General features: G+C 73.6%; 21 protein-coding genes. 13 read left to right on the top strand and 8 right to left on the bottom strand.

The window, feature by feature from the left end; translation table 11 throughout:
• Positions 1–146: 146 nt before the first annotated feature.
• Together ACWCXC_RS06225 and ACWCXC_RS06220 are read right to left on the bottom strand one after the other, a co-directional pair.
• Positions 147–1,745, bottom strand: a complete 1,599-nt coding sequence (locus ACWCXC_RS06225) for an MDR family MFS transporter (RefSeq protein ID WP_450886938.1) — start codon at positions 1,743–1,745, stop codon at positions 147–149.
• 95 nt (positions 1,746–1,840) lie between these two features.
• A complete protein-coding gene (locus ACWCXC_RS06220; protein ID WP_450684730.1) occupies positions 1,841–2,446 on the bottom strand; it encodes an acyl-CoA-like ligand-binding transcription factor in 606 nt (201 codons plus the stop codon).
• Positions 2,447–2,705: 259 nt separating this feature from the next.
• Between ACWCXC_RS06220 and ACWCXC_RS06215 the strand changes: the two genes are divergently transcribed.
• Positions 2,706–3,536 (top strand): IclR family transcriptional regulator, encoded by an 831-nt coding sequence (locus ACWCXC_RS06215; protein ID WP_450684758.1) that lies wholly within the window; start codon positions 2,706–2,708, stop codon positions 3,534–3,536.
• A 64-nt stretch (positions 3,537–3,600) separates the two neighbouring features.
• Here ACWCXC_RS06215 and ACWCXC_RS06210 read toward each other — a convergent pair whose 3' ends face one another.
• Complete coding sequence (locus ACWCXC_RS06210) at positions 3,601–4,164, bottom strand: flavin reductase family protein (protein ID WP_450684729.1); 564 nt, start codon at positions 4,162–4,164, stop codon at positions 3,601–3,603.
• Positions 4,165–4,517: 353 nt separating this feature from the next.
• On the opposite strand from ACWCXC_RS06210, the gene ACWCXC_RS06205 reads away from it, so the two are divergent.
• The 8 genes from ACWCXC_RS06205 (at position 4,518) to ACWCXC_RS06170 (ending at position 13,788) form a co-directional block, all read left to right on the top strand.
• The gene (locus tag ACWCXC_RS06205; RefSeq protein ID WP_450886935.1) at positions 4,518–5,384 is read left to right on the top strand and encodes an alpha/beta fold hydrolase; all 867 of its coding nucleotides are present in this window, start codon (positions 4,518–4,520) and stop codon (positions 5,382–5,384) included.
• Positions 5,381–7,081, top strand: a complete 1,701-nt coding sequence (locus ACWCXC_RS06200) for an FAD-binding protein (RefSeq protein WP_450684727.1) — start codon at positions 5,381–5,383, stop codon at positions 7,079–7,081. Before ACWCXC_RS06205 ends, ACWCXC_RS06200 begins: the two co-directional genes overlap by 4 nt.
• Positions 7,078–8,109, top strand: coding sequence for a 2Fe-2S iron-sulfur cluster-binding protein (locus tag ACWCXC_RS06195; RefSeq protein ID WP_450684726.1), 1,032 nt, complete (start codon positions 7,078–7,080; stop codon positions 8,107–8,109). Before ACWCXC_RS06200 ends, ACWCXC_RS06195 begins: the two co-directional genes overlap by 4 nt.
• Before the next feature lie 62 nt (positions 8,110–8,171).
• Positions 8,172–9,074: an acetaldehyde dehydrogenase (acetylating) gene (locus ACWCXC_RS06190; protein ID WP_450684757.1), complete on the top strand. Its 903-nt coding sequence runs from the start codon at positions 8,172–8,174 to the stop codon at positions 9,072–9,074.
• 28 nt (positions 9,075–9,102) lie between these two features.
• On the top strand, positions 9,103–10,140 hold the full coding sequence (dmpG, locus tag ACWCXC_RS06185; RefSeq protein ID WP_450684725.1) for a 4-hydroxy-2-oxovalerate aldolase: 1,038 nt from the start codon (positions 9,103–9,105) through the stop codon (positions 10,138–10,140).
• Between the two features lie 8 nt (positions 10,141–10,148).
• The gene (locus tag ACWCXC_RS06180) at positions 10,149–11,333 is read left to right on the top strand and encodes an acyl-CoA dehydrogenase family protein (protein ID WP_450684724.1); all 1,185 of its coding nucleotides are present in this window, start codon (positions 10,149–10,151) and stop codon (positions 11,331–11,333) included.
• A gap of 32 nt (positions 11,334–11,365) precedes the next feature.
• Positions 11,366–12,295: a VOC family protein gene (locus ACWCXC_RS06175; protein WP_450886931.1), complete on the top strand. Its 930-nt coding sequence runs from the start codon at positions 11,366–11,368 to the stop codon at positions 12,293–12,295.
• The gene (locus ACWCXC_RS06170; RefSeq protein WP_450886929.1) at positions 12,292–13,788 is read left to right on the top strand and encodes an FAD-dependent oxidoreductase; all 1,497 of its coding nucleotides are present in this window, start codon (positions 12,292–12,294) and stop codon (positions 13,786–13,788) included. Before ACWCXC_RS06175 ends, ACWCXC_RS06170 begins: the two co-directional genes overlap by 4 nt.
• A gap of 72 nt (positions 13,789–13,860) precedes the next feature.
• Here the strand turns inward: ACWCXC_RS06170 and ACWCXC_RS06165 are convergent, their stop codons facing one another.
• Complete coding sequence (locus ACWCXC_RS06165; RefSeq protein WP_450684721.1) at positions 13,861–14,358, bottom strand: carboxymuconolactone decarboxylase family protein; 498 nt, start codon at positions 14,356–14,358, stop codon at positions 13,861–13,863.
• Positions 14,359–14,559: 201 nt separating this feature from the next.
• Here ACWCXC_RS06165 and ACWCXC_RS06160 point away from each other — a divergent pair, with 201 nt between their 5' ends.
• The gene (locus ACWCXC_RS06160) at positions 14,560–15,543 is read left to right on the top strand and encodes an RNA polymerase sigma-70 factor (RefSeq protein ID WP_450684720.1); all 984 of its coding nucleotides are present in this window, start codon (positions 14,560–14,562) and stop codon (positions 15,541–15,543) included.
• Between the two features lie 50 nt (positions 15,544–15,593).
• On the opposite strand, the gene ACWCXC_RS06155 is transcribed toward ACWCXC_RS06160, so the two are convergent.
• Together ACWCXC_RS06155 and ACWCXC_RS06150 are read right to left on the bottom strand one after the other, a co-directional pair.
• Positions 15,594–16,238, bottom strand: a complete 645-nt coding sequence (locus ACWCXC_RS06155; RefSeq protein ID WP_450886926.1) for a response regulator transcription factor — start codon at positions 16,236–16,238, stop codon at positions 15,594–15,596.
• Positions 16,226–17,380 (bottom strand): sensor histidine kinase, encoded by a 1,155-nt coding sequence (locus ACWCXC_RS06150; RefSeq protein WP_450886924.1) that lies wholly within the window; start codon positions 17,378–17,380, stop codon positions 16,226–16,228. The genes ACWCXC_RS06155 and ACWCXC_RS06150 overlap by 13 nt, the downstream gene beginning before the upstream one ends.
• Positions 17,381–17,491: 111 nt before the next feature.
• Between ACWCXC_RS06150 and ACWCXC_RS06145 the strand changes: the two genes are divergently transcribed.
• Entirely contained in the window at positions 17,492–18,718 is a 1,227-nt protein-coding gene (locus ACWCXC_RS06145; protein ID WP_450886922.1) for a serine hydrolase domain-containing protein, read from the top strand.
• Positions 18,719–18,800: 82 nt separating this feature from the next.
• Here the strand turns inward: ACWCXC_RS06145 and ACWCXC_RS06140 are convergent, their stop codons facing one another.
• Positions 18,801–19,073, bottom strand: coding sequence for a ferredoxin (locus ACWCXC_RS06140; protein ID WP_450685353.1), 273 nt, complete (start codon positions 19,071–19,073; stop codon positions 18,801–18,803).
• Positions 19,073–20,227 carry a Rieske 2Fe-2S domain-containing protein gene (locus ACWCXC_RS06135; protein WP_450886920.1) on the bottom strand — a complete coding sequence of 385 codons (1,155 nt, stop codon included), beginning with the start codon at positions 20,225–20,227 and terminating at the stop codon, positions 19,073–19,075. The genes ACWCXC_RS06140 and ACWCXC_RS06135 overlap by 1 nt, the downstream gene beginning before the upstream one ends.
• Positions 20,228–20,493: 266 nt before the next feature.
• Here ACWCXC_RS06135 and ACWCXC_RS06130 point away from each other — a divergent pair, with 266 nt between their 5' ends.
• Together ACWCXC_RS06130 and ACWCXC_RS06125 are read left to right on the top strand one after the other, a co-directional pair.
• Positions 20,494–21,240, top strand: a complete 747-nt coding sequence (locus ACWCXC_RS06130; RefSeq protein ID WP_450685351.1) for an SDR family NAD(P)-dependent oxidoreductase — start codon at positions 20,494–20,496, stop codon at positions 21,238–21,240.
• 141 nt (positions 21,241–21,381) lie between these two features.
• Positions 21,382–22,542, top strand: coding sequence for a steroid 3-ketoacyl-CoA thiolase (locus tag ACWCXC_RS06125; protein ID WP_450886917.1), 1,161 nt, complete (start codon positions 21,382–21,384; stop codon positions 22,540–22,542).
• Positions 22,543–22,545: the final 3 nt, after the last annotated feature.

Genomic DNA, 22,545 nt, shown 5'->3' with positions numbered 1-22,545 from the left:
CCCGCCCCGGCCGGGGCGCTCCGCGCGGGGCGGTGACGCGCCCGGTTCGTATACGGGACACGGCCGCCCCTTGCCGGACAACGGGGAGCCCCGGTCCCTTTCCGCGCGGGACGCGGGAGGGACCGGGGCTCCGGTGACGCGGGGCGTCAGTGCGAGGGGGTGGCGGCCGCGGCCGCGTTCTCCTCCGCCAGGCGCTCCATGCCGCTCTTGGTGCGCAGCGGCTTCTCCTTGATGAAGAGCACCGCGATCAGCGCGAGGAAGGCGAACGGCGCGCCGATCAGGAAGACGTCCGCGGTCGCGACGCCGTAGGCCTGCTCGACCACGTGCCGGGCCGGTTCGGGCAGCGTGCTGAGGTCGGGGACGCCGTGGCCGGCCCCGCCGCCGCCCGCCGCGCCGCCGAAGCCCTTCTCCAGCTCCTGGGTCACCCGGTGGCCGAGGACCGCGCCCAGCGCGCTCGTACCGATGGCGCCGCCGAGGCTGCGGAAGAACGACAGGACCGAGGTGGCCGCGCCGAGTTCGGAGGCGGGCACGTCGTTCTGCGCGGCGAGGACCAGGTTCTGCATCAGCATGCCGACGCCGACGCCGAGCACGACCATGTAGATGCTGAGCAGGCCGAACGAGGAGTCGGCGCTGATCGTGGAGAGCAGGCCCATACCGGCGGTCATGATGATGCCGCCCGCGATGAGGAAGCCCTTCCACTTGCCCCGGGAGGAGATGATCTGGCCGGCGACGGTGGTGGAGACCATCAGACCGAGGATCATCGGCAGGCTCATGAGGCCCGCGACGGTCGGCGTCTTGCCCAGGGAGATCTGGAAGTACTGCGAGAGGAACACCGTGCCGCCGAACATGGCGACACCGACGAGCAGGCTCGCCACGGTCGTCAGCGTCACCGTGCGGTTGCGGAAGATGTCCAGCGGGATGATCGGCTCCGCGACCCGGGATTCGACCAGGACGGCCAGGGCCAGCAGGACCACGCCCGCGCCGACCAGCGCGGCCGTCTGCCAGGAGGCCCAGTCGAAGCGGTTGCCGGCCAGCGTCACCCAGAGCAGCAGCGAGCTGACACCGCTCATGATGAGGACCGCGCCGAGATAGTCGATCTTCACCTCGCGGCGGACCGTGGGCAGCTTCAGGGTCAGCTGGAGCAGCACGATCGCGAGCAGGGCGAACGGCACGCCGATGAAGAAGCACCAGCGCCAGCCCAGCCACGAAGTGTCCACGAGGACCCCGCCGATCAGCGGGCCCGCGACGGTGCCGACGGCGAAGACGGCACCGAAGATGCCGGAGTAGCGGCCGAGTTCGCGCGGCGGGATGATCGCCGCCATCACGACCTGGGCGAGGGCGGTGAGACCGCCGGCGCCGATGCCCTGCACGACGCGGCTGACGATGAGCAGGCCGACGCTGTGCGAGAAGCCCGCGACCAGCGAGCCGACGACGAACATCGACAGCGAGAGCTGGATCAGCAGCTTCTTGTCGTACAGGTCGGAGAGCTTGCCCCAGATCGGGACGGTCGCCGTCATGGCGAGCAGTTCGGCCGTGACGACCCAGGTGTACGAGGACTGGGTGCCGTGCAGATCGGCGATGATCCGGGGCAGGGCGTTGGACACCACGGTGGAGGCCAGGATGGCCACGAACATGCCGGCCATCAGGCCCGACATGGCCTGGAGTATCTGGCGGCGCGTCATGCCGCCTGAGGCGCCCTCGGGCGCGCCGGCGGTGCCGGCTTCGGGTGTGACGGCAGCGGTCATCGGCTGACGTTCCTCATTCTCTGTGTTGGTACGGGTGGTGCGGATGGTGCGAGTGGTGCAGATGATGCGGATGGTTCGGTTGGGCTCGGGCGGCCTCAGGTCCTGAGTCCGGCCGCCAGCGCGGCGAACGCTTCGCGGTACAGGCCCTGGAAGGTGCGGGTGCGGCCGGAGGTCGCCCAGACCTCGACGCAGGCGCGTACGGCGGCGATCGCCACGTGCGCCAGCAGCCGGGGCTGGAGGTCGGTCTCCGGGTCCAGGCCCAGGCGTTCGGCCACCACGCCCACCAGGGCGCGTTCGTCGGCGCCCTGGGCGGCGAGGAAGGCGGGCAGCAGCGAGGGGTTCCGCTTGAGCACCGCGATCTGCAGTTCCCAGCGCTCGTGCCCCGCCTCGATCTGGGCGAACTCCTGCGCCAGCGCCTCGCTGAGCGCTTCGAGCGCCGTCAGATGGTCCGGTGCGTTGAGCACGGCCCGGCGGGTGCGCTCGGCGTTCTCCTGGACGGGGCGGGTGATCGCGTCGTCCAGGCACGGGAAGTAGTTGAAGAACGTGCGCACCGAGACGCCCACCGCGTCCGTGACCGCCTCCACGGTCACGTGCTCGATCCCCCGGTCCGCCGCCATGTGCAGCGCCATGTCCGCCAGGGCGTCGCGCGTCGCGCGCTTCTTGCGTTCACGCAGCCCGAGGGCGGGGTCGTCGGCACTCATGAAGGTGCATGCTATGCAAGTTTGCGCTCCGGGCAAAATTATTAACCGACCCTTCCGTCGGCCCCCTGGGGGCGGCCGAGGGGATCGGTGGCGGATGCGTCGAAATCAGGCCGTGCGCAGCTCTTCTCCCGCCTCGGGGGGCGCTGTTACATTCCGGAAAACAAGAATTCATTTCAGTCTGTGACTGGAGGCTGCCATGACGGCTGTCCGTGAAGCTCCCCCCGCGCATGGGCTGGCCCGTCGCGAACTGCCACCGTCGATGGTCGAGCGCGTCACGCTGATCATGGACGTCTTCGAGGGCCGTGCCGCGCGGCTGTCGCTGGAGGAAGTCGCCCGGTCCACCCAGCTGCCCAGGTCGACCGCGCACCGCATCCTCGACCAGCTGGTGCGCCTGCGCTGGCTCGAACACACCGCTCTCGGCTACGGCCTCGGCCGCCGCGCCCTCGGGCTCGGCGGCGGGGACGGGGCGCACAGCAGGATCCGCGAGGCCGCCGCCGCCCGGCTGCACCAGCTCCAGATCACCACCGGGCTCGTCGTCCACCTCGCCGTCCTGGACGGGGCGGAGGTCCACTACCTCGACAAGGTCGGCGGGCGCTTCGCCGCCTCCGTCCCCTCCCGCGTCGGCGGCCGGGCCCCCGCCCACTCCACCGCCCTCGGCAAGGCCATGCTCGCCTGGCTGGAACCCGAGGACGTCGAGTCACGGGCGGCCGGTCTCATGGGCCGGCTCACCCAGCGCACCATCTCCGACCTCGGCACCCTGCACCAGGAACTCAACCGCATCCGGCAGCGCCACGGCCTGGCCTTCGAACGCGGCGAGTGCTTCCCGGACATCGCCTGCGTGGCCACCGCCGTGCGCGGCCCCGAGGGGCCCGTCGCCGCGATCTCCCTGGTGGGCGACGCCTGGTCACCACTGGAGAAGGTCGCCCCGCTGGTCGTGGACGCTGCGCGGCAGGTCTCGCGGGAACTGTTCCCCGAGCAGAGCGGACCGGTCAGGGCGGTGCGCCGCCCGGCGGCCGTACCGGAGGAGACCTGGTCCCCGCAGGCCATGGACCGGCTGCTCGCCGCCGGGCAGTACGGGGACTGGCAGTAGGAACGGCACGGCCCCGGCCCCGCCCGCGAGGGCGCGGCCGGGACGCGGTGCCACGCGCGGACCCTCAGCCCCAGAGCTCGCCCCATCCCCAGGTGTCCACCAGGGGCTCGGCGTCGCGCACACCGAAGCCGCCCCGGAAGAAGAGCATCGGCGGCCGGTCCGTCACCGTCTCCAGGGCGAGGACCCGGCCCACCACCACATCGTGGTCGCCCGCCCCGTGCACCTCGTCCACCTCGGCGTGCACCCGGGTCAGCACGCCCGGCAGGGAGGGCGTGCCCCAGCGGGACACCTCCCAGTCGAGCCCCTCGAACTTCCGGCCCCGGCTCGAACCGAACCGTCCGCACAGATCGGACTGCTCCTCGGCCAGGATGTTCACGGCGAACCGTCCCGCCTCCCGGATCCTCGGCCAGGCCCGCCCGCGGTGGTCCGCGCAGAACAGCACCAGGGGCGGTTCCAGGGAGACCGAGGCGAAGGACTGGCACGCGAAACCGGCCGGCACCCCGTCGGGGCCGAGGCCCGTCACCACCGTCACCCCGGAGGCGAAGTCCCCCAGGGCGCGCCGCATGCGCGGCGGGGTCGGCTCGGTCGCCTCGGCGGCCTCGGTCGCGGACAGGGGCTCGGCGGTCATGGGAGGTCGCCTCCAGGGACGGTGCGGTGAATGCCCGGGGCCGGGCAGGGGGCCGAAGCTAGGTCACGGCCCCGGAGCCCGGGGCCGCGTTCCCGATCAGTGGAACGGGAACGGCGCCCCGCGGCCGTGAACCCCCGTGCCCGTAACCGCCGTTCGGGCCACGTCGGCCGCCCCCGCGCCGCCGCCGCGCGGACATCCCGCTGACCGAGACGCCCCCCGCCCCGCCTCAGCCGCCGTGGCTACCGTCCAGGAACCGTTCACACGCCACCGACGGGCCGCCCCCGGCCCGCGCGGCCGGCCGGCGCACGGCCGCCGAACCCCACCGAACACCGAGCTCAACCGAGGCAGGGATGATGACCGAACCGAGTCATGACTCCACGAGGCGCGAACTCGCCACCGATCAGGGAGTGCTGCGCTACCACGAGGCCGGGGACGGCCCGCCCCTGCTCCTGCTCCACGGCTCCGGCCCCGGAGTCACCGGCTGGCGCAACTTCCGCCACAACCTGGCGGCGTTCGCCCCGCACTTCCGCTGCCTCGTGCTGGAGTTCCCCGGCTTCGGCGTGAGCGACCCCGTCGACGGGCACCCCATGGTGACGGCCGCCGCCTCCGTGACCCGGTTCCTGGACGGGCTCGGGCTCGGGCGGGTGGACATCGTCGGCAACTCCATGGGCGGCATCGTCGGCACCCGCTTCGCCCTCGCCCACCCCGACCGGGTCCGCCGGCTGGTGACGATCGGCGGCATCGGCCGCAATGTGTTCAGTCCCGGCCCCGGCGAGGGCATCCGGCTGCTCACCGAGTTCACCGACGCCCCCTCCCGCGAAGGGCTGGTGCGCTGGCTGAACTCCATGGTGTACGACCGCTCGCTGGTCACCGAGGAACTCATCGAGGAACGCTGGGCCCAGGCCACCGACCCGGAGACCCTGGCCGCCGCCCGCCGGATGTACGGCAGCGCGGCCTTCGCCGCCCAGGCTGCCGCCGCCGCGGCCTCCGACGAGGCCCCCTACTGGTCGACGCTGCACCGCCTGCGGGCGAAGACCCTGCTCACCTGGGGCCGCGACGACCGGGTCAGCCCGCTCGACATGGCCCTCCTGCCGATGCGCACCATCCCGGACGCGGAACTGCACGTGTTCCCCGACTGCGGGCACTGGGTGATGATCGAGCGGAAGGCCGCCTGGGAGAGCGCGGTCCTCGCCTTCCTCACCCGCGAGGACGCCGCGTGAGCGCCGCCGCCCGGCAGGGCTGGGACGAGGAGTTCGACTTCGTCGTCGTCGGCAGCGGAGGCGGCGGCATGGCCGCCGCGCTCACCGCCGCCGACAGCGGACTGACCACCCTCGTGGTCGAGAAGGGCAAGAAGTACGGCGGCTCCACCGCGATCTCCGGCGGCGGCATCTGGATCCCCAACAACCCCACGCTGCGCGCCAAGGGCCACGACGACAGCCGCGAGTCCATCCGCCGCTACCTGGACCGGCTCACCGAGGGCCGGGTGCCCGCCGCCCGCCTCGACGCCTACGTCGACCAGGGCCCCGCCACCATGGAACTGCTCGGCAGGAGCCGCTGGATGCGGTTCTTCTGGGTCAAGGGCTACGCCGACTACCACCCCGAGTACGACGGGGGCCGCCCGCTCGGCCGGTCCGTCGAGGCGCTGCCCTTCGACACCCGCAAGCTCGGCGAGGACGAGAAGTACCAGCGCCCCAACAGCCTCAAGGGCCCCCTCGGACTCTGGATCACCGCCAAGGACTACCGCGACCTCGCCATGGTCAAGCGGACCTGGCGGGGACGCCGCGCCTCCCTGACCGCCGCCTGGCGCGTCTCGTCCAACCTGATCCGCCGCCGCCACATGGCCACCGGCGGGCGGGCCCTCGTCGCCCGGCTCCGCATGGCCATGAAGGACGCCGCCATCCCGCTGTGGCTGCGCAGCCCGATGACGGAACTCGTCACCGACGCGCACGGCGCCGTCACCGGCATCGTCGTCGCCCGCGAGGGCAGGACCATGCGCGTCGGCGCCCGGCACGGCGTGCTCCTGGCCACCGGAGGCTTCGAGCACAACCGGGAGATGCGCGAGACCTACCTCCCCGAGGGCAGCCGCGCCGTCCACAGCGCCGGAGCCGTCGAGAACGTCGGCGACGGCATCCTCGCCGGCCGGGAACTGGGCGCCGCCCTCGACTTCATGGACGACGCCTGGTGGATGCCCTCCGTCCACCACCCGGCCGGGGCGACCATCCCGCTGGTCTCCGAACGGTGCATCCCGCCCTCCGTGATCGTCTCGGGCGACGGCCGCCGCTTCACCAACGAGTCCTCGCCGTACGTCAACTTCGTCCACGACCAGCTCGCCGGCGGGCACCTCCCCGCCTGGTTCGTCATGGACGCCAAGGCCCGCGCCCGCTACCCGTTCGCCCAGATCCTGCCCGGCGTCCCCTTCCCCAAGGCGTTCTACGAGAACGGCACCGTCCACCGCGCCGACAGCATCACCGAGCTGGCCCGGAAGATCGGCGTCCCCGAGGACGCCCTCGCCGACACCGTCACCCGCTTCAACGGCTTCGCCCGCACCGGCAAGGACGAGGACTTCGGCCGGGGCGACAGCGCGTACGACCGTTACTACGGCGACCCGACGCTCAAGAACCCCAACCTCGACGTCCTCGACAAGGCCCCCTACTACGCGGTGCGCATCGAGGTCGGGGACCTCGGCACCAAGGGCGGACTGGTCTGCGACGAGCACAGCCGGGTGCTGCGCGAGGACGGCACGGCCATCGCCGGGCTGTACGCCACCGGCAACACCTCCGCCTCCGTGATGGCCAACGAGTACGCCGGACCGGGCGCCACCATCGGCCCGTCCATGGTCTTCGGCTACGTCGCCGCCCGCCACGCCGCCGCCCGCGCCACCGCGACCGGCGCCCCGGCCACCGGCGGCGCGTCATGAGCACCGCACCGCTGACCGTGCGCGTCCTGGAGGTGATCCGCGAGACCGCCGACGCGCACTCCCTGGTCCTGGAACCCGCCGACGGCCGGCACGAGGCGTTCGCCTACGCACCCGGCCAGTTCCTCACCGTCCGGGTGCCCTCCGACCGCCCCGGCGGCGCCGCCCGCTGCTACTCGCTGTGCAGCTCACCGGTCCGCGACCGCCACCTCAAGGTCACCGTCAAACGCACCGCAGGCGGCTACGCCTCGCACTGGATCTGCGACCACGTCACCGAGGGCGACACCCTGGAGGTGCTGCGGCCCGCCGGGACCTTCGTCCCCGACTCCCTCGACGGCGACTTCCTGCTGCTCGCCGCCGGCAGCGGCATCACCCCCGTGATGTCCATCCTCACCTCCGCTCTGCACGCCGGGACCGGGCACGTCACCCTGATCTACGCCAACCGCGACGAGCAGTCCGTCATCTTCCGCGACGAACTGGCGCTGCTGGCCGAGGAGTACGGCGACCGGCTCACCGCGGTGCACTGGCTGGAGTCCGTCCAGGGCCGGCCCACCGCCGCCGGAATACGGGGCCTGGCCGCCCCGTACACCGCACGCCCCGCCTTCGTCTGCGGACCCGGCCCCTTCATGGAGCTGGCCACCGGCGCGCTCACCGGCCTCGGCGTGCCCGAGCGGCGGATCACCGTGGAGCGGTTCACCTCGCTGACCGGCGACCCGTTCGCCGAACGCGCCCCCGCACCGCCCTCCGGCGCACCGGTCAGCACCGCCGAGGTCGAACTCGACGGAACGCGCCACCGCGTCGACTGGCCGAAGGACACCCCGCTGCTCGATGTGCTCCTCGCCGCGGGCGTCGACGCCCCGTACTCCTGCCGCGAGGGCAGTTGCAGCGCCTGCGCCTGCGTCCTCGTCGAGGGCGAGGCCGCCATGGAGCGCAACGACGTCCTCGACGCCCAGGACCTCGCCGACGGACTGATCCTCGCCTGCCAGGCCCGCCCGGTCAGCGACCGGCTGCTCATCTCCTACGACGGCTGACGCCGCCCCTCCCCGCCTCCGCACCCCCATCACCCGACCCGGATGAGGTTCGAACCGTGACCATGGCGACCGCCGCGATCGTCGGATCCGGCAACATCGGCACCGACCTGATGTACAAACTCCTGCGCTCCGAGGCCATCGAGCCGCGCTGGATGATCGGCATCGACGCGCAGAGCCCCGGCCTCAAGCGCGCCGCCGACCACGGCCTGCACACGAGCGCCGACGGCGTGGACGCGCTGCTCTCCGGCTCCGACCGGCCCGACCTGGTCTTCGAGGCCACGTCCGCGTACGTCCACCGGGCCAACGCGCCCCGCTACGCCGCCCTCGGCATCCAGGCCATCGACCTGACACCGGCCGCGATCGGCCCGGCGGTCGTGCCCGCCGTCAACCTCGGCGACCACCTCGACGCCCCGAACGTCTCGCTGATCACCTGCGGCGGGCAGGCCACCATCCCGATCGTGCACGCCGTCTCCTCGGTCACCGAGGTCCCGTACGCGGAGATCGTGGCGAGCGTCGCCTCCCCGTCCGCCGGGCCCGGAACCCGCGCCAACATCGACGAGTTCACCCTCACCACCGGGCGCGGCATCGAGACGATCGGCGGCGCCGCCAAGGGCAAGGCCATCATCATCCTCAACCCGGCCGAACCGCCGATGCTCATGCAGGACACCGTCTTCTGTGCGGTCCCCGCCGACGTCGACCGGGACGCCGTCACCGCCTCCGTCCACGAGACGGTCGCCCGCGTCGCCGCGTACGTGCCGGGCTACCGGCTGCGCGCCGAGCCGCAGTTCGACGGGCCGACGGCGGTCAGCGGCGGACTGGCCCGGGTCGCCGTGTTCATCGAGGTCGAAGGCGCGGGCGACTTCCTGCCGCCGTACTCCGGGAACCTCGACATCATGACCGCCGCCGCCACCCGCGTCGGCGAGGGCTTCGCCCAGCGGATCACCGCCCGCCGCGCCGGTGCCTGACCCCCGCCCACCGAGGAGTACACGCGTCATGCCCTTCAGCCCCGACCTGGACATCCGTGTCACCGACTCGTCCCTGAGGGACGGCTCGCACGCCAAGCAGCACCAGTTCACCGTGGACCACGTCACCGCGATCGTCGCCGCCCTCGACGACGCGGGCGTGCCCGTCATCGAGGTCACCCACGGCGACGGCCTCGGCGGATCCTCCTTCAACTACGGCTTCAGCCACACCCCGGAACAGGAACTGATCAAGGCCGCGGTGAAGACCGCCCGCCGCGCGAAGATCGCCTTCCTGATGCTGCCCGGCCTCGGCCTTCAGGACGACATCCGCGAGGCCGCCGCCAACGGGGCGTCGATCTGCCGGATCGCCACCCACTGCACCGAGGCCGACATCTCCGTCCAGCACTTCGGGCTCGCCCGCGAACTCGGCCTGGAGACCGTCGGGTTCCTGATGATGTCGCACAGCAGCCCGCCCGAGGCCCTGGCCCGTCAGGCCCGCATCATGGCCGACGCCGGCTGCCAGTGCGTGTACGTCGTGGACTCCGCGGGTGCCCTGGTCATGGAGCAGACCAGCGACCGGATCGCCGCGCTCGTCGCCGAACTCGGCACCGACGCGCAGGTCGGCTTCCACGGCCACGAGAACCTGGGGCTCGGCGTCGCCAACTCGGTCCTCGCCGTGCGCGCCGGGGCCACCCAGATCGACGGCTCCACCCGCCGCTTCGGAGCGGGCGCCGGCAACACCCCCGTCGAGGGCTTCGCCGCCGTCGCCGAGAAGCTCGGCATCCGCACCGGCATCGACGTACTGAAGATCATCGACGCCGCCGAGGACGTCGTCCGGCCCGTCATGGACGGCGAGTGCCTGCTCGACCGGCTCTCCCTGACCATGGGCTACGCCGGGGTCTACTCCAGCTTCCTCAAGCACGCCGCCCGCCAGGCCGACGCCTACGGGGTCTCCGGCGCCGAGATCCTGATGGAGGCCGGCCGCCGCAAGCTCGTCGGCGGCCAGGAGGACCAGCTCATCGAGATCGCCGTCGCGCTCGCCGCACAGAAGAACTCTTCCGGGAAGTGAGTACCGCCATGTCCAACCCCGTCATCGAAGCCGTCGAGCGGCGCGCCGACGAGATCCGCGCGCTGGGCCCCGCCAACGAGGCGCTGGGGCGGCTCGACGACCAGACCGCGAAGATCCTGCGCGAGGTCGGCGCGATCCGCATGCTCCAGCCGAAGCGGTACGGCGGCCTCGAACTGCACCCGCGCGCCTTCGCCGAGACCGTCATGCGGATCGCCTCCCTCGACGGGGCGACCGGATGGGTCGCCGGGGTCGTCGGCGTCCACCCGTGGGAGATGGCCATGGCCGACACCCGGGTCCAGGAGGAGATCTGGGGCGAGGACCCCGACACCTGGATCGCCTCCCCGTACGCGCCGATGGGTCTGCTGCGGCCCGTCGACGGCGGCTACGTCTTCAACGGCCGCTGGCAGTTCTCCTCCGGCACCGACCACTGCCGGTGGATCTTCCTCGGCGGCTTCCTCGCCGACCGGGACGGCAACCGGATCAACCCGCCGCAGTCCGTGCACGTCATCCTGCCCCGCGCGGACTACGAGATCGTCGAGGACTCCTGGGACGTCGTCGGTCTGCGCGGCACCGGCAGCAAGGACGTGATCGTCAAGGACGCGTTCGTGCCCGCCCACCGCGTCATCGAGTACGCCAAGGTCGTCGACGGCTCCCTCGCCGCCGAGTCCGGGCTCGCCAACCCCGCCTACCGGCTGCCCTTCTCCGCCGCCTTCCCCCTCGGCATCACCTCCGCCGTCATCGGCATCTGCGAGGGCGCCCTCGCCCACCACCTCGACTACCAGCGCACCCGCGTCCAGATCACCGGCCAGGCCGTCCGGGACGACCCCTACGTCCTCTACGCCCTCGGGGAGGCCGCCGCCGAGATCGCCGCCTCCCGCGCCGCCCTGCTCGACAACATCGACCGGATGTACGACGCCGTCGCGGCCGGCCGGGAGATCACCTTCGAGGAACGCGCCGTCGGCCGCCGCACCCAGGCCGCCGCCGCCTGGCGGGCCGTCCGCGCCGTCGACGAGATCGTGGCCCGGTCCGGCGGCAACGCGATGCGGCTGGACAACCCCATCCAGCGCTTCTGGCGCGACGCCCACACCGGACTCGCCCACGCCATCCACGTCCCCGGCTCGGTCTTCCACGCCTCCGCGCTCACCCAGATCGGCATCGACCCGCCGCAGGGCCCCATGCGCTCGATGATCTGACCCCGCCCGGCCCCCCTCAGAGAGGAACAGCCATGACCCAGATCCGCGGCCTCGGATACCTCCGGGTCCAGTCCCGCGACCTCGACCGCTGGCGCGAACTGGCCGTGGACGCCCTCGGCTTCGCCGTCGGCACCGGCCCCGACCCCGACGGCCTCTATCTGCGCATGGACGAGCGCCGCTCCCGCCTCGTCCTGCTGCCCGGCGACCGCGACCGGGTGCTGTCGATCGGCTGGGAGGTCCGCGACCGCGCCGCCCTCGCCGCCGTCGGCCGCGCCGTCGAGGCGTCCGGCGCCGCCGTCAAGGCGCTCACCCCGGAGGAGGCCGACGACCGGGGCGTCGAGGAGGCCATCGCCTTCGACGACCCCGCCGGGGTCCGCGTCGAGGTCTTCTACGCACCGGTCCTCGACCACAGCCCGCTGGTGACCTCGCTGGGCCAGCGCTTCGTCACCGGCGCCCAGGGCATGGGGCACGTGGTCCTGCCCACCACCTGCCAGGAGGAGACCGTCGCCTTCTACACCGAGGTGCTGGGCTTCCTGCCGCGCGGCGCGATGCGGCTCGGCGGACCGGGCGCCCCCGGACCGGCCCGCCGGGTCCGCTTCATGGGCGTCAACGAACGCCACCACAGCCTCGCCGTGGTGCCCGCCCCGCACGGCGAGGAGCCCGGCCTCGTCCACCTCATGGTCGAGGCCGACACCCTGGACGCCGTCGGCCGCGCCCTCGACAACGTGGCGAAGCACGGCTTCTCGCTCTCCTCCACGCTCGGCCGCCACACGAACGACAAGATGGTCTCGTTCTACGTGCGCGCCCCCGGCGGCTGGGATGTCGAGTACGGCTGCGAGGGCATGCGCGTGGACGAACGGTCCTACACGGCCGAGGAGATCACCGCCGACAGCTACTGGGGCCACGACTGGTCCGGCTCCGAGCCGCTGGCCGCCTTCACCCCGCCGGGACCGGCCGCGTGAACGCCGGCCCGCCGGTGACACCGGTGCGTGCCGGGGACATCGCCCGCTTCGACGCCGAGACCGACGTGCTCGTCGTCGGGTTCGGCTGCGCCGGGGCCGCCGCCGCGTTCGAGGCGGCCACGGCCGGCGCGGACGTCCTCGTCCTGGAACGGGCCGGCGGGCCGGGCGGCTCCTCGGCCCTGTCCGGTGGCGAGCTGTATCTCGGCGGCGGCACCCCGGTCCAGCGCGCCTGCGGCTTCGAGGACAGCGCGGACGAGATGTTCGCCTACCTCCGGGCCGCCCTCGGCCCGCACGCCGACGAGGAGAAGCTGCGCCTGTACTGCGACGGCAGCGCCGCGCACTTCGACTGGTTCACCGACCGCGGGCTGGTCTTCGAACCGACGCTGTGGGACGCGCCGACGTGGATGCCGACCACCCGGGACGGGCTGATGTGGCTGGGCGAGAACGCCTGGCCGTACAACGAGATCGCCCGCCCCGCCCCGCGCGGCCACCGCCCCGCCGTCCCGGGCTTCGGCGGCCGGGAGGTCATGGCGAAGCTCGTCGACGCCGCCCGGGGCGTGGGCGCCGTCTCCCACGACGACACCCGCGCCACCGCGCTCGTCACGGACGCCGCCGGCCGGGTCGTCGGCGCCACCGCCCGCCGCCACGGCCGAGACCTCGCCTACCGGGCCCGGCGCGGGGTGATCCTGACCACCGGCGGATTCGTCGACAACGAGGAGATGCTGCGCGCCCACGCCCCGGCGCTCCTCGGCCACGGCAAGGTCAGCGACGGGCTCGACGACGGCAGCGGCATCCGGATGGCCGCCGCGCTCGGCGCCGCCACCCGGCGCATGGGCACGGTCGAGATCGCGCTGACCGCCCTGCCCGCGCTGGCGGTGCGGGGCATGCTCGTCGACGCCCACGGCCGGCGCTTCATCAACGAGGACGTCTACCCCGGTCTGTACAGCACCGCGGCCGTCCTCACCCGGCCCGCCCCCTACTGGGTGATCGTCGACGAGGAGGGCTACGAGGACGTCCCCGAGCGGGAGCGCTGGGGCGTCGTCCCGCGCTTCGTCGCCGAGACCCCGGCCGAGCTGGAGACCGAACTCGGCATGCCCCCGGGCGCCCTGGAGACCGCCGTCGCCACGTACAACACCCACGCGGAACGCGGCCGGGACCCCTACTTCCACAAGGACCCCCGCTGGGTCAGACCCCTGCGCGGCCCGTTCGCGGCGATCGACCCCCGGGCCGGCTTCCACCGGGGCGGCGAACCGGGCGCCGCCGCCGGCACGGGCGCCTCCGGCTTCACCCTGGGCGGGCTGCACACCACGCCCGACGGCGAGGTCCTGCACGTCTCCGGAGCGCCGGTGCCCGGTCTCTACGCCGCCGGGCGGGCCGCCGCCGGAATCCACGGCGAGGGCTATGTCAGCGGCACCTCGCTCGGCGACGGAACCTTCTTCGGCCGCCGGGCCGGACGCGCGGCGGCCGCCGCCCCCGCCCTCGCACCGGCCTGACCGGGGCAGGAGGTACGGGGGCGGGCCGGCCCGGGGGTGCCATCCGGGCCGGCCCGTCGCCGCGCGCGATGTTCAGCCGGTGACCGCGCCGAGGTCACCGGGACGGTAGGCGCCGCCCAGGTTGTCGAGGATCACCCCGATCCGGTTGGCGGCGTTGATCATGGCGATCAGGGCGACGAGCGCGATGCACTGCTCCTCGTCGTAGTGCTTCCGGACGCGGTCCCAGGTCGCGTCCGGGACGCCGCCGTGGCCGTCGGTGATGCGGGTGCCCTCCTCGGTGAGTTCCAGCGCGGCCCGCTCGGCCTCGCTGAAGACGGTGGAGTGGCGCCAGGTGGCGACCAGATGGAGGCGGTCCGCGCTCTCCCCGGCCGCCGACGCGTCCTTGGCGTGGATGTCGACGCAGAAGCCGCAGCCGTTCATCTGGCTCGCCCGCAACTGCACCAGTTCCCGGACGGGTCCGGGCAGGGAGGACGCCTGGATCACCTGGCTCACGGCGTGGATCCGCCTGCCGATCCGGGCGCCGGTCTCGTGAGCGAACAGGTTCAGCCGGGGCTGTGCGAGGGTGTCCATGGGTTCGGGCCTTTCTGACGGGGTGTCGTGCCGCGCGGCGTCTCCGCGCCGCGTTCCGATGCCCATGAGTCGCCGCCCGCCCCGCCCCCGTGACAGGACCGCACTGTGACGAAGGCCACTACGACGCGGTGTCACGGACGGGCGCCGGGCGGCGACTCGTGCGTGACAGGCACAGGGGACACGAGCGGGCGGGAGACGGCGATGCACGAGCCGATACGGAACAGCCGGACGGCCGACGACACGGCGGGGAGCGGTCCGACGGCTGCCGGCGGGACGGGGCCGGGGACGGGGACGGAGGACCTGACCGCCGGACACGCCGGGACCGATCCGGCCACCGAGGCCTTCGTCGCCCACCGCAACCTGCTGTTCACCGTCGCCTACGAGATGCTCGGCTCCGCCGCCGACGCCGAGGACGTCCTCCAGGAGAGCTGGCTGCGCTGGGCCGGAATCGATCAGAACACCGTCCGCGATTCGCGCGCCTTCCTCGTCCGGATCACCACCCGTCAGGCGCTCACCCGGCTGCGCACACTGCGCCGCCGCAAGGAGTCCTACGTCGGCCCCTGGCTGCCCGAACCGCTGCTCACCGCCCCCGACGTCGCCGAGGACATCGAGCTGGCCGACAGCGTGTCCATGGCGATGCTGCTGGTGCTGGAGACCCTGGCCCCGACCGAGCGGGCCGTTTTCGTCCTGCGCGAGGTGTTCGCCCTCGACTACGAGGAGATCGCGCGGGCCGTCGGCCGCAGGCCCGCCACCGTCCGGCAGATCGCCCACCGGGCCCGCGCCCATGTCGCGGCCCGCCGCCCCCGCGAGACCGTCCCGCCGGACCGGACCCGCTCCGTCCTGACCGCGTTCCGGCAGGCTGTCGAGACCGGCGACCTCACGGCGCTCCTCGGCCTCATCGCTCCGGACGTCGTCCTGCTCACCGATGGCGGGGGCGTCGTCCGCGCCGCCCTGGAACCGGTCGTGGGCGCCCGCGCCGTGGCCGCCGTGCTCGGCCGGATCGACGCGTCGACGCTGAGTCACGCCCAGGTCAACGGGCATCCCGCGCTCGTCCTGCGGACGGCCGGCACGATCGACACCGTCCTGGCCGTGCGCCTGAACGGCGGGCTCATCACCGGCCTCTACGCCGTCCGCAACCCCGAGAAGCTGGGGCGGCTCGACCACGAGACCGCCGTCACGCGCTGAGCCCGCCCCGACCCGCTCGAGGTGCCAACGCCTGCCGGGCCGACGGGGGTTCAGCGGTGACTGAGATGGGTGAGGACCGCGAGGACCCGGCGGTGGCCGGTGTCGGCGGGGGAGAGGCCCAGTTTGGCGAAGATGTTCCCGATGTGTTTGTGGACGGCGTTCTGCGTGATCACGAGCCGCTCGGCGAGCGTGGTGTTGTCCAGGCCCTGCGCCATGAGGGCCAGAACCTCTCCCTCGCGCGGGGTGAGGGAGGCGAGCGGGTCGTGGGCGCGCGGGGCCAGGAGCTGGGCGATCACCTCGGGGTCCATCACGGTCTCCCCGGACGCGACCCGACGCAGCGCGTCCGTGAACGCGGCGACCCGGCCGACCCGGTCCTTGAGCAGATAGCCGACGCCGACGCTGCCGTCGGCGACCAGCTCGCCCGCGTAACTCCGCTCCACGTACTGGGAGAGGACCAGCACCGGCAGTCCGGGACGGCGGCGGCGGGCCCGGATCGCGGCGCGGATGCCCTCGTCGCGGAAGCCCGGGGGCAGGCGCACGTCGACGACCGCGACATCGGGGCGATGCGTGTCGACGGCCGCCGCGAACGCCTCGGCGTCGCCGGTGACCGCCGCGACCTCGAACCCCTTGGCCGTCAGCATCAGTTCGAGCCCGTGGGCCAGCAGGACGTTGTCCTCCGCGATCACGACCCGCACGGCAGCTCCACCGTGAGCACGGTCGGTCCGCCGGCGGGGCTGGTCAGACGGACGCCGCCGTCGAGCGCCAGGACGCGGTGGCGGATGCCGGTGAGCCCGGTACCCCGCCCCGCGTCGGCGCCGCCGCGCCCGTTGTCGCGGACCTCCACCCGCAGCCGTCCGCCGTCGCGCACCACGCGGACGGCGGTCCGGGTGGCGCCACTGTGCTTCGCCGCGTTGGTGAGCGCCTCGGCCACCGTGAAGTAGGCGACGGCCTCCACGGCGGCCGGGACCTCGCCCAGCGCGCCGACGTCCAGCGTGGTGCCCAAGGCCGGACCCGGGGCCAGCGACGCCAGCGCCCCGGCGAGCCCTCGGTCCGCGAGGACCGGCGGAAAGAGCGTCCGGGTCACCGCGCGCAACTCGGCCATGGCCGCCTCGGTCCCCTCGTGCGCCTCCCTCAGCAGCGCGGCGACCATCCCCGGGTCGTCGCCCAGCGACTCCCGCGCCAGGTCCAGCCGCAGCGCGATGCCCACCAGCCGGGCCTGCGCGCCGTCGTGCAGATCCCGTTCGATACGGCGCAGTTCGGCGCCGTGCGCGTCCATCGCCCCGGCCCGGGTCTCGGTCAGGGCGGCCACCCGGCCGGCCAGCAGCTCGGCGGCCGCCGGGGACAGCAGCACCACCGTCGTGCGGGCGTGCCGCCGGGCCAGCCCGGGGGCGAGCGCGCACGCGAGGGCCGCGAAGGCGAGGGCCTGGGCGGTGCCCAGGGTCAGGGCCGTGCCCCAGCCGGTCAGCGGGGCCCCGGCGGCGAAGCCGCCGGCGCGGGTGCCCTCGGGCAGGGCCCACCACAGCGGTACGGTGACGGCGGCGGTCACCGCGTTCGCCGCGCACACCACCGCGGCCAGCCCGGCCGCCGCACCCGTCACCGCCCAGACACCCAGCCCGCCGAGCACCCGCCACGCCCCGGACCGCACCGGCCCGGAGGGCGGCGCGTGCAGCAGCCGGGCCGCGCGTTCCCGGTGCCGGAACGCCCAGGCGCGGGCCGTCGCGGGGACGAGCAGCACCGGCAGGCCGAGCAGGGTGAGGGCGGCGGCGGCCAGCGTGCCCAGTAGATAGCCCAGACTCCGGGGCGTCGCCGAAATCCGCCCGCGCACAAGGTCGTTCATGCGCACCAGTGTCGGCGGCGCGGACCGGCCGGGCACTACAGCAGGCCCCCCTGTTCACCCGCCCGCGAGCGGTATCGTGCCGCCCCCGCGCCCCGGCCTAGCGTCGGCGCCATGACCCACACCCCGACGCGTACCCGCCGCGCCCTCGTCCTGGCCGCGGCCCTCGCCGCCACCCTGTCCACCGCGCTGCCCTCCGGCCCGGCCACCGCGCGGCCCGGTCCACCGGACGTCCGGGAACTGCTCCGGCGCGACGCCGGCGCGCTCGTCGCGGCCGGGGCCACCGGGGTCCAGGCCCGCCTCGTCACCGCCGGCGGTACGGGAACCACCGCCACGGCGGGCGTCGCCGACCGTGCGACCGGGCGCCCGGTCCCGGACACCGGACATTTCCGGATCGCCAGCGTCACCAAGACCTTCGTGGCCACCGTCGTCCTCCAACTGGCCGCCGAGCACCGGCTCTCACTGGACGACACGGCCGAGCGGTGGCTGCCCGGAACGGTCTCCGGGAACGGGAACGACGGCCGGTCGATCACCCTGCGGCAGCTGCTCACCCATACCGCCGGGCTCCACGACGACTACCCGGACTACGTCTCGGCCGCGGACTACCGGGAGCACCGGCTGGACCGGTACACGGCCGAGGAGACCGTCGCACGGGCGATGCGCCACAGGCCGGACTTCGCGCCCGGCACGCGCTGGGCGTACTCCAACACCGGCTATGTGCTGCTCGGCATGGTCGTCCGCCGGGTCACCGGGAACTCCTGGCAGCAGGAGGTGGAGCGGCGGATCGTCCGGCCGCTGGGACTGCGGCACACCACGGGACCCGGTCCCTCGCCCGCGCTGCCCCGGCCGCACGCCACCACGTACCAGCGGTTCGCCCCCGGCGAGCCGGTGGTGGACGTCACCGAGCAGATCGGCTCCGGCACCAACGGGGAAGCGGGGATGATCTCGACCACCGCCGACCTCGCCCGGTTCCACCGCGCCCTGCTCGGCGGCCGGCTGCTGCCGCCCGCCGCGCTGGCGTGGATGAAGCGGACGGTACCGGTCGGCCCCGAGTTCGAACGGTTCATGCCCGGGGCCCGCGACGGGCTGGGGATCTTCGCGCGCCCGTTGTCCTGCGGCGGCGCGTACTGGGGGCACGAGGGCGGTGACGCCGGGTGGATCACCGCGACCGGCGCCACCGAGGACGGCCGCCGTGCCGTCGTCGTCTCGCTCTCGGGTGTGCTCGCCGCGTCCGACGACGACGTCCTGCGCGTGGAAGGGGCCCTGAACCGGCTCGTGGACGATGCCCTGTGCGCGGCCCGGGACGCCGGCCCCGGAAGAGCCCCGCACCCCGGGCGGTGACGCGCGGCGCCCCGGCCGCCGGGGCGGTCCGGCGGCCGGGGCGCGGGGCACGCCCTCGGGGCGCACGGCGTGACGGCGATGGTCAACGCGCCTGGGCGGTGCGCTCCTCGCCGCCGTCCACCACCTGGACGGTGCCGTCCAGCGCCGCCTCGCGGATCGTCTCGCGCAGTGCGCCGCAGCCCTCGAAGTCCGCGGGCGCGGGCGGGCGTTCCGCGCAGGCGGCCAGGGACCGGGCGTCCCACTGCACGCTCGTCTGCTGCCAGCTGCTCTTGCGGACCAGGACCCGCGCCGCGCACCGCCGGCAGTCCAGGGGGCGCATCGGGGCGCCGTCGAGGAGGCGGTTGTCGGTGCGCATCAGGCCGGCCCTCCGGCGGCGGCCCGGCGGGCCAGGTTCGCCTCGACCTCCTTCTGCCACGCCTCGACCGGGCGGGTGGTGTCCAGCTCGAACTCGAAGCGGTCCGTCATCTCCGGGGTCACGTCGGCCGCGTCCACGTAGAACTGCTCGTACCAGCGGCGCAGCTGGTAGACCGGCCCGTCCTCCTCGCACAGCAGCGGGTTGTCGATGCGGGCCTTGTTCTTCCAGATCTGGATGTCCTGTTCGAACCCCAGCTTGATGAACTGGGCCATTCCGGCGGCGAGCTGGTCGGCCGCCTCCCCGGCCATGGCGGGGGAGCGCTGCACGATGATCCCGTACTGGAGGACGAACCTGTTGGCGTCCACCGGATAGTGACAGTTGATCAGCACGCACTCCACGTCGCCGGTCTCGTAGTGGTACGTGAGGTCGTCGATCATGAAGGACGGGCCGTGGTACGAGGCCACGGACGTGCTGCCGATCGTCTTGCGCTCCGTGCCGTCCTCCTGGGGGCGGGCGTCGGGGCGTCCGGTGGCGCGCATCCGCTGGGTGGCGGTGTGGCCCTCGAAGACGTTCTTGAAGTACGTCGGGAACGAGTAGTGGACGTAGAAGAAGTGGGCCATGTCCACCACGTTGTCCACGACTTCACGGCAGTTGGCGTCGACGACCGTCTCGTACCAGAGCCAGTCGGTCCACTCGTCGCTGGTCGCCCCGGCGATCCGGGGGATGCGGACGTCCTCGGGCGGCGGGTTGCCCTCCGGGTCGTTCCAGACGAAGAGCATCCCGTCCTGGTCAAGGGTCCGCCAGGACGCGGTGCGGGCGCGCAGCGGCACGCGCTTGGAGTACGGGATCTGCTTGCACCGACCGTCGCCGCCCCAGCGCCAGTCGTGGAACGGACAGGCGATCTGGTCGCCCTTGACCGTGCCCTGGGAGAGGTCGCCGCCCATGTGGCGGCAGTGGGCGTCCAGGACGTTGAGGGTGCCGTCGCCGGCCCGGAACACCACGAGCTTCTGCCCGAAGGCCGTCACCGCGTGCGGCTTGCCGTCCTTGTACGTCTCCGACAGACCGAGGCAGTGCCAGCCGCGGGCGAAACGGGTGGGTGCCGCGGTGGCCTCGATGGCCCTGACGTCGTCGTGTGCCGACTCCACTGCGCTCATGTCGCTCTCATCCCCTTCGAGGAGCCTGGTGGCCTCGGGTGCGGACCGCGCCGGGCCGGTCCGGACGTACGAGACCGTCGTCCGGGTTCCGGACGCTAGGCCGGGAGCCGGGCGCGTGGGCGGGGGAGTCCCACTGACCGGTACCGGGTGCCGGGGGCCCGTCCGGTGCCCGTCCCGGTCGGTGGGACCCGGCCCGCGCCCGGGGGCCGGGCGCCCGTACAGTCCGCCGCCCCGTCCGACGGCACAGACACGTGAAGGAGCCCGGCATGCGGCGTTTCGAGGGGAAGAAGGTCCTGCTCACCGGGGCGGGATCGGGGATCGGGCGGGCCACCGCCCTGCGTCTGGCCGCCGAGGGGGCGACCGTGTTCGGGGTCGACCTCTCGGCGGAGGGACTGGAGGAGACCGCGCGGGCGGTGACGGGTCCGGGACGCTTCACGGCGCACGTCGCCGACGTCGCGGACGAGGACGCGGTGGTCGCGGCCGTGGCCGGGGCGGCCGGTTCGCTCGGCGGCATCGACGTGCTGGCCAACGTGGCGGGCACCCACCGCACCACACCGATGGACCGGCTGACGGTGGCGGACCTGGAGCTGCTGTTCCGCGTCAACACGGTCGGCACCGCGCTGTTCTGCCGGGAGGCGCTGCCCCGTCTGCCGGACGGTTCCGGCGTGATCGTCAACGTCGCCTCGTCGGCCGCCTCGCACGGCAATCCGTACATGACCGCGTACGCCGCCTCCAAGGGCGCCGTCATCGGGTTCTCGCTCTCACTGGCCGCCGAGGTCGCGCACCGGGGCATCCGCGTGGTGCCCGTCTCGCCCGGCTCCGTCGCCACCCCGCTGGCCGGTCCGCACGTGCTGCCGGAGGGCCTCGACGTGTCGTACTACGCCCGGATCCGCGCCCCGTTCGGGACCGCGAGGCCCGAGCAGATCGCCGGAGTGATCGCCTTCGCGGCCTCCGAGGACGCGGCCTGCCTGACCGGCGCGGAGATCCGGGCGGACGGCGGTTCGCACATCTGAGGGGCGGCGGGACCCTCACGGCACGCCCGGGGGCGGCCGGCCACTGAGCGGGACTGGCCCTTGCCGGTTTCCAGAACGAATTCTAGTTTTCCTCGCACAGTGTTCCGGCCCCCACGGGCCCCTCACCCCCTTTGGAGAGCCATGACCGAGGCCGTCATCGTCGAAGCCGTACGGACACCGGTCGGCAGGCGCCGGGGCGTGCTGTCCGGGCTCCACCCGGCGGAACTCCTCGGGTTCGCCCAGAAGGGCCTGCTGGAACGGGCCGGAATCGCCCCCGGCAGCGTGGACCAGGTCATCGGTGGCTGTGTCACCCAGGCCGGCGAGCAGTCCAACAACGTCACCCGCACCGCCTGGCTGCACGGCGGGCTCCCGCAGACCACCGCGTGCACCACCATCGACTGCGCCTGCGGCTCCTCCCAGCAGGCCGTGCACCTGGTCGCCGGCCTCATCGCCTCGGGCGCCGTCGAGACCGGCATCGGCTGCGGGGTCGAGGCCATGAGCCGGGTCTTCCTCGGTGCCGCCCTCACCCCCGGCAACGGCTCCCCGGTCCCCGACAGCTGGTCGATCGACATGCCCGACCAGTTCACCGCCGCCGAACGCATCGCCCGCCACCGCTCCCTCACCCGCGCCGACGCCGACGCCCTCGGACTCGCCTCCCAGCACAAGGCGGCCCGCGCCTGGGCCGAGGGCCGCTTCGACGCGCAGGTCATCGGCGTCGACGCCCCCGTCATCGGCCCCGAGGGGCCCACCGGCGAGACCGTCACCGTCACCCGCGACCAGGGGCTGCGCGACACCACCCCCGAAGCGCTCGCCGCCCTCAAGCCGGTGCTCCCCGACGGCATCCACACCGCCGGGAACTCCTCCCAGATCAGCGACGGCGCCGCCGCCGTCCTCCTCATGAGCCGGGAGCGCGCCGCCCGCGAGGGGCTGCGGCCCCGCGCCCGGATCGTCGCCTCGACCATGGTCGGCTCCGACCCGTACTACCACCTCGACGGACCCGTCGCCGCCACCGAACGCGTCCTGGCGCGGGCCGGGATGACGCTCGCCGACATCGACCTCGTCGAGATCAACGAGGCGTTCGCCTCCGTCGTCCTGTCCTGGGCCCAGGTCCACGACGCCGACCTCGACAAGGTCAACGTCAACGGAGGCGCCATCGCGCTCGGCCACGCCGTCGGCTCCACCGGCGCCCGGCTCCTCACCCAGGCCCTGCACGAACTGGAGCGCGCCGGGAAGTCCACCGCGCTCATCACCATGTGCGCCGGCGGGGCGCACGCCACCGCCACCGTCATCGAACGCATCTGAGGG

It is taken from the genome of Streptomyces sp. NPDC001515 (genome assembly GCF_053597115.1).
The sequence above is the reverse complement of the archived record's forward strand: the minus strand, read 5'-3'. Positions and strand labels throughout refer to the sequence as shown.

Coding starts and splice junctions, on each gene's coding strand:
- ACWCXC_RS06225 (WP_450886938.1), bottom strand. CDS start 1,745: ATGACCGCTGCCGTCACACCCGAAGCCGGCACCGCCGGCGCGCCCGAG.
- ACWCXC_RS06220 (WP_450684730.1), bottom strand. CDS start 2,446: ATGAGTGCCGACGACCCCGCCCTCGGGCTGCGTGAACGCAAGAAGCGC.
- ACWCXC_RS06215 (WP_450684758.1), top strand. CDS start 2,706: ATGGTCGAGCGCGTCACGCTGATCATGGACGTCTTCGAGGGCCGTGCC.
- ACWCXC_RS06210 (WP_450684729.1), bottom strand. CDS start 4,164: ATGACCGCCGAGCCCCTGTCCGCGACCGAGGCCGCCGAGGCGACCGAG.
- ACWCXC_RS06205 (WP_450886935.1), top strand. CDS start 4,518: ATGACCGAACCGAGTCATGACTCCACGAGGCGCGAACTCGCCACCGAT.
- ACWCXC_RS06195 (WP_450684726.1), top strand. CDS start 7,078: ATGAGCACCGCACCGCTGACCGTGCGCGTCCTGGAGGTGATCCGCGAG.
- ACWCXC_RS06190 (WP_450684757.1), top strand. CDS start 8,172: ATGGCGACCGCCGCGATCGTCGGATCCGGCAACATCGGCACCGACCTG.
- dmpG (WP_450684725.1), top strand. CDS start 9,103: ATGCCCTTCAGCCCCGACCTGGACATCCGTGTCACCGACTCGTCCCTG.
- ACWCXC_RS06180 (WP_450684724.1), top strand. CDS start 10,149: ATGTCCAACCCCGTCATCGAAGCCGTCGAGCGGCGCGCCGACGAGATC.
- ACWCXC_RS06175 (WP_450886931.1), top strand. CDS start 11,366: ATGACCCAGATCCGCGGCCTCGGATACCTCCGGGTCCAGTCCCGCGAC.
- ACWCXC_RS06165 (WP_450684721.1), bottom strand. CDS start 14,358: ATGGACACCCTCGCACAGCCCCGGCTGAACCTGTTCGCTCACGAGACC.
- ACWCXC_RS06160 (WP_450684720.1), top strand. CDS start 14,560: ATGCACGAGCCGATACGGAACAGCCGGACGGCCGACGACACGGCGGGG.
- ACWCXC_RS06150 (WP_450886924.1), bottom strand. CDS start 17,380: ATGAACGACCTTGTGCGCGGGCGGATTTCGGCGACGCCCCGGAGTCTG.
- ACWCXC_RS06145 (WP_450886922.1), top strand. CDS start 17,492: ATGACCCACACCCCGACGCGTACCCGCCGCGCCCTCGTCCTGGCCGCG.
- ACWCXC_RS06140 (WP_450685353.1), bottom strand. CDS start 19,073: ATGCGCACCGACAACCGCCTCCTCGACGGCGCCCCGATGCGCCCCCTG.
- ACWCXC_RS06135 (WP_450886920.1), bottom strand. CDS start 20,227: ATGAGCGCAGTGGAGTCGGCACACGACGACGTCAGGGCCATCGAGGCC.
- ACWCXC_RS06130 (WP_450685351.1), top strand. CDS start 20,494: ATGCGGCGTTTCGAGGGGAAGAAGGTCCTGCTCACCGGGGCGGGATCG.
- ACWCXC_RS06125 (WP_450886917.1), top strand. CDS start 21,382: ATGACCGAGGCCGTCATCGTCGAAGCCGTACGGACACCGGTCGGCAGG.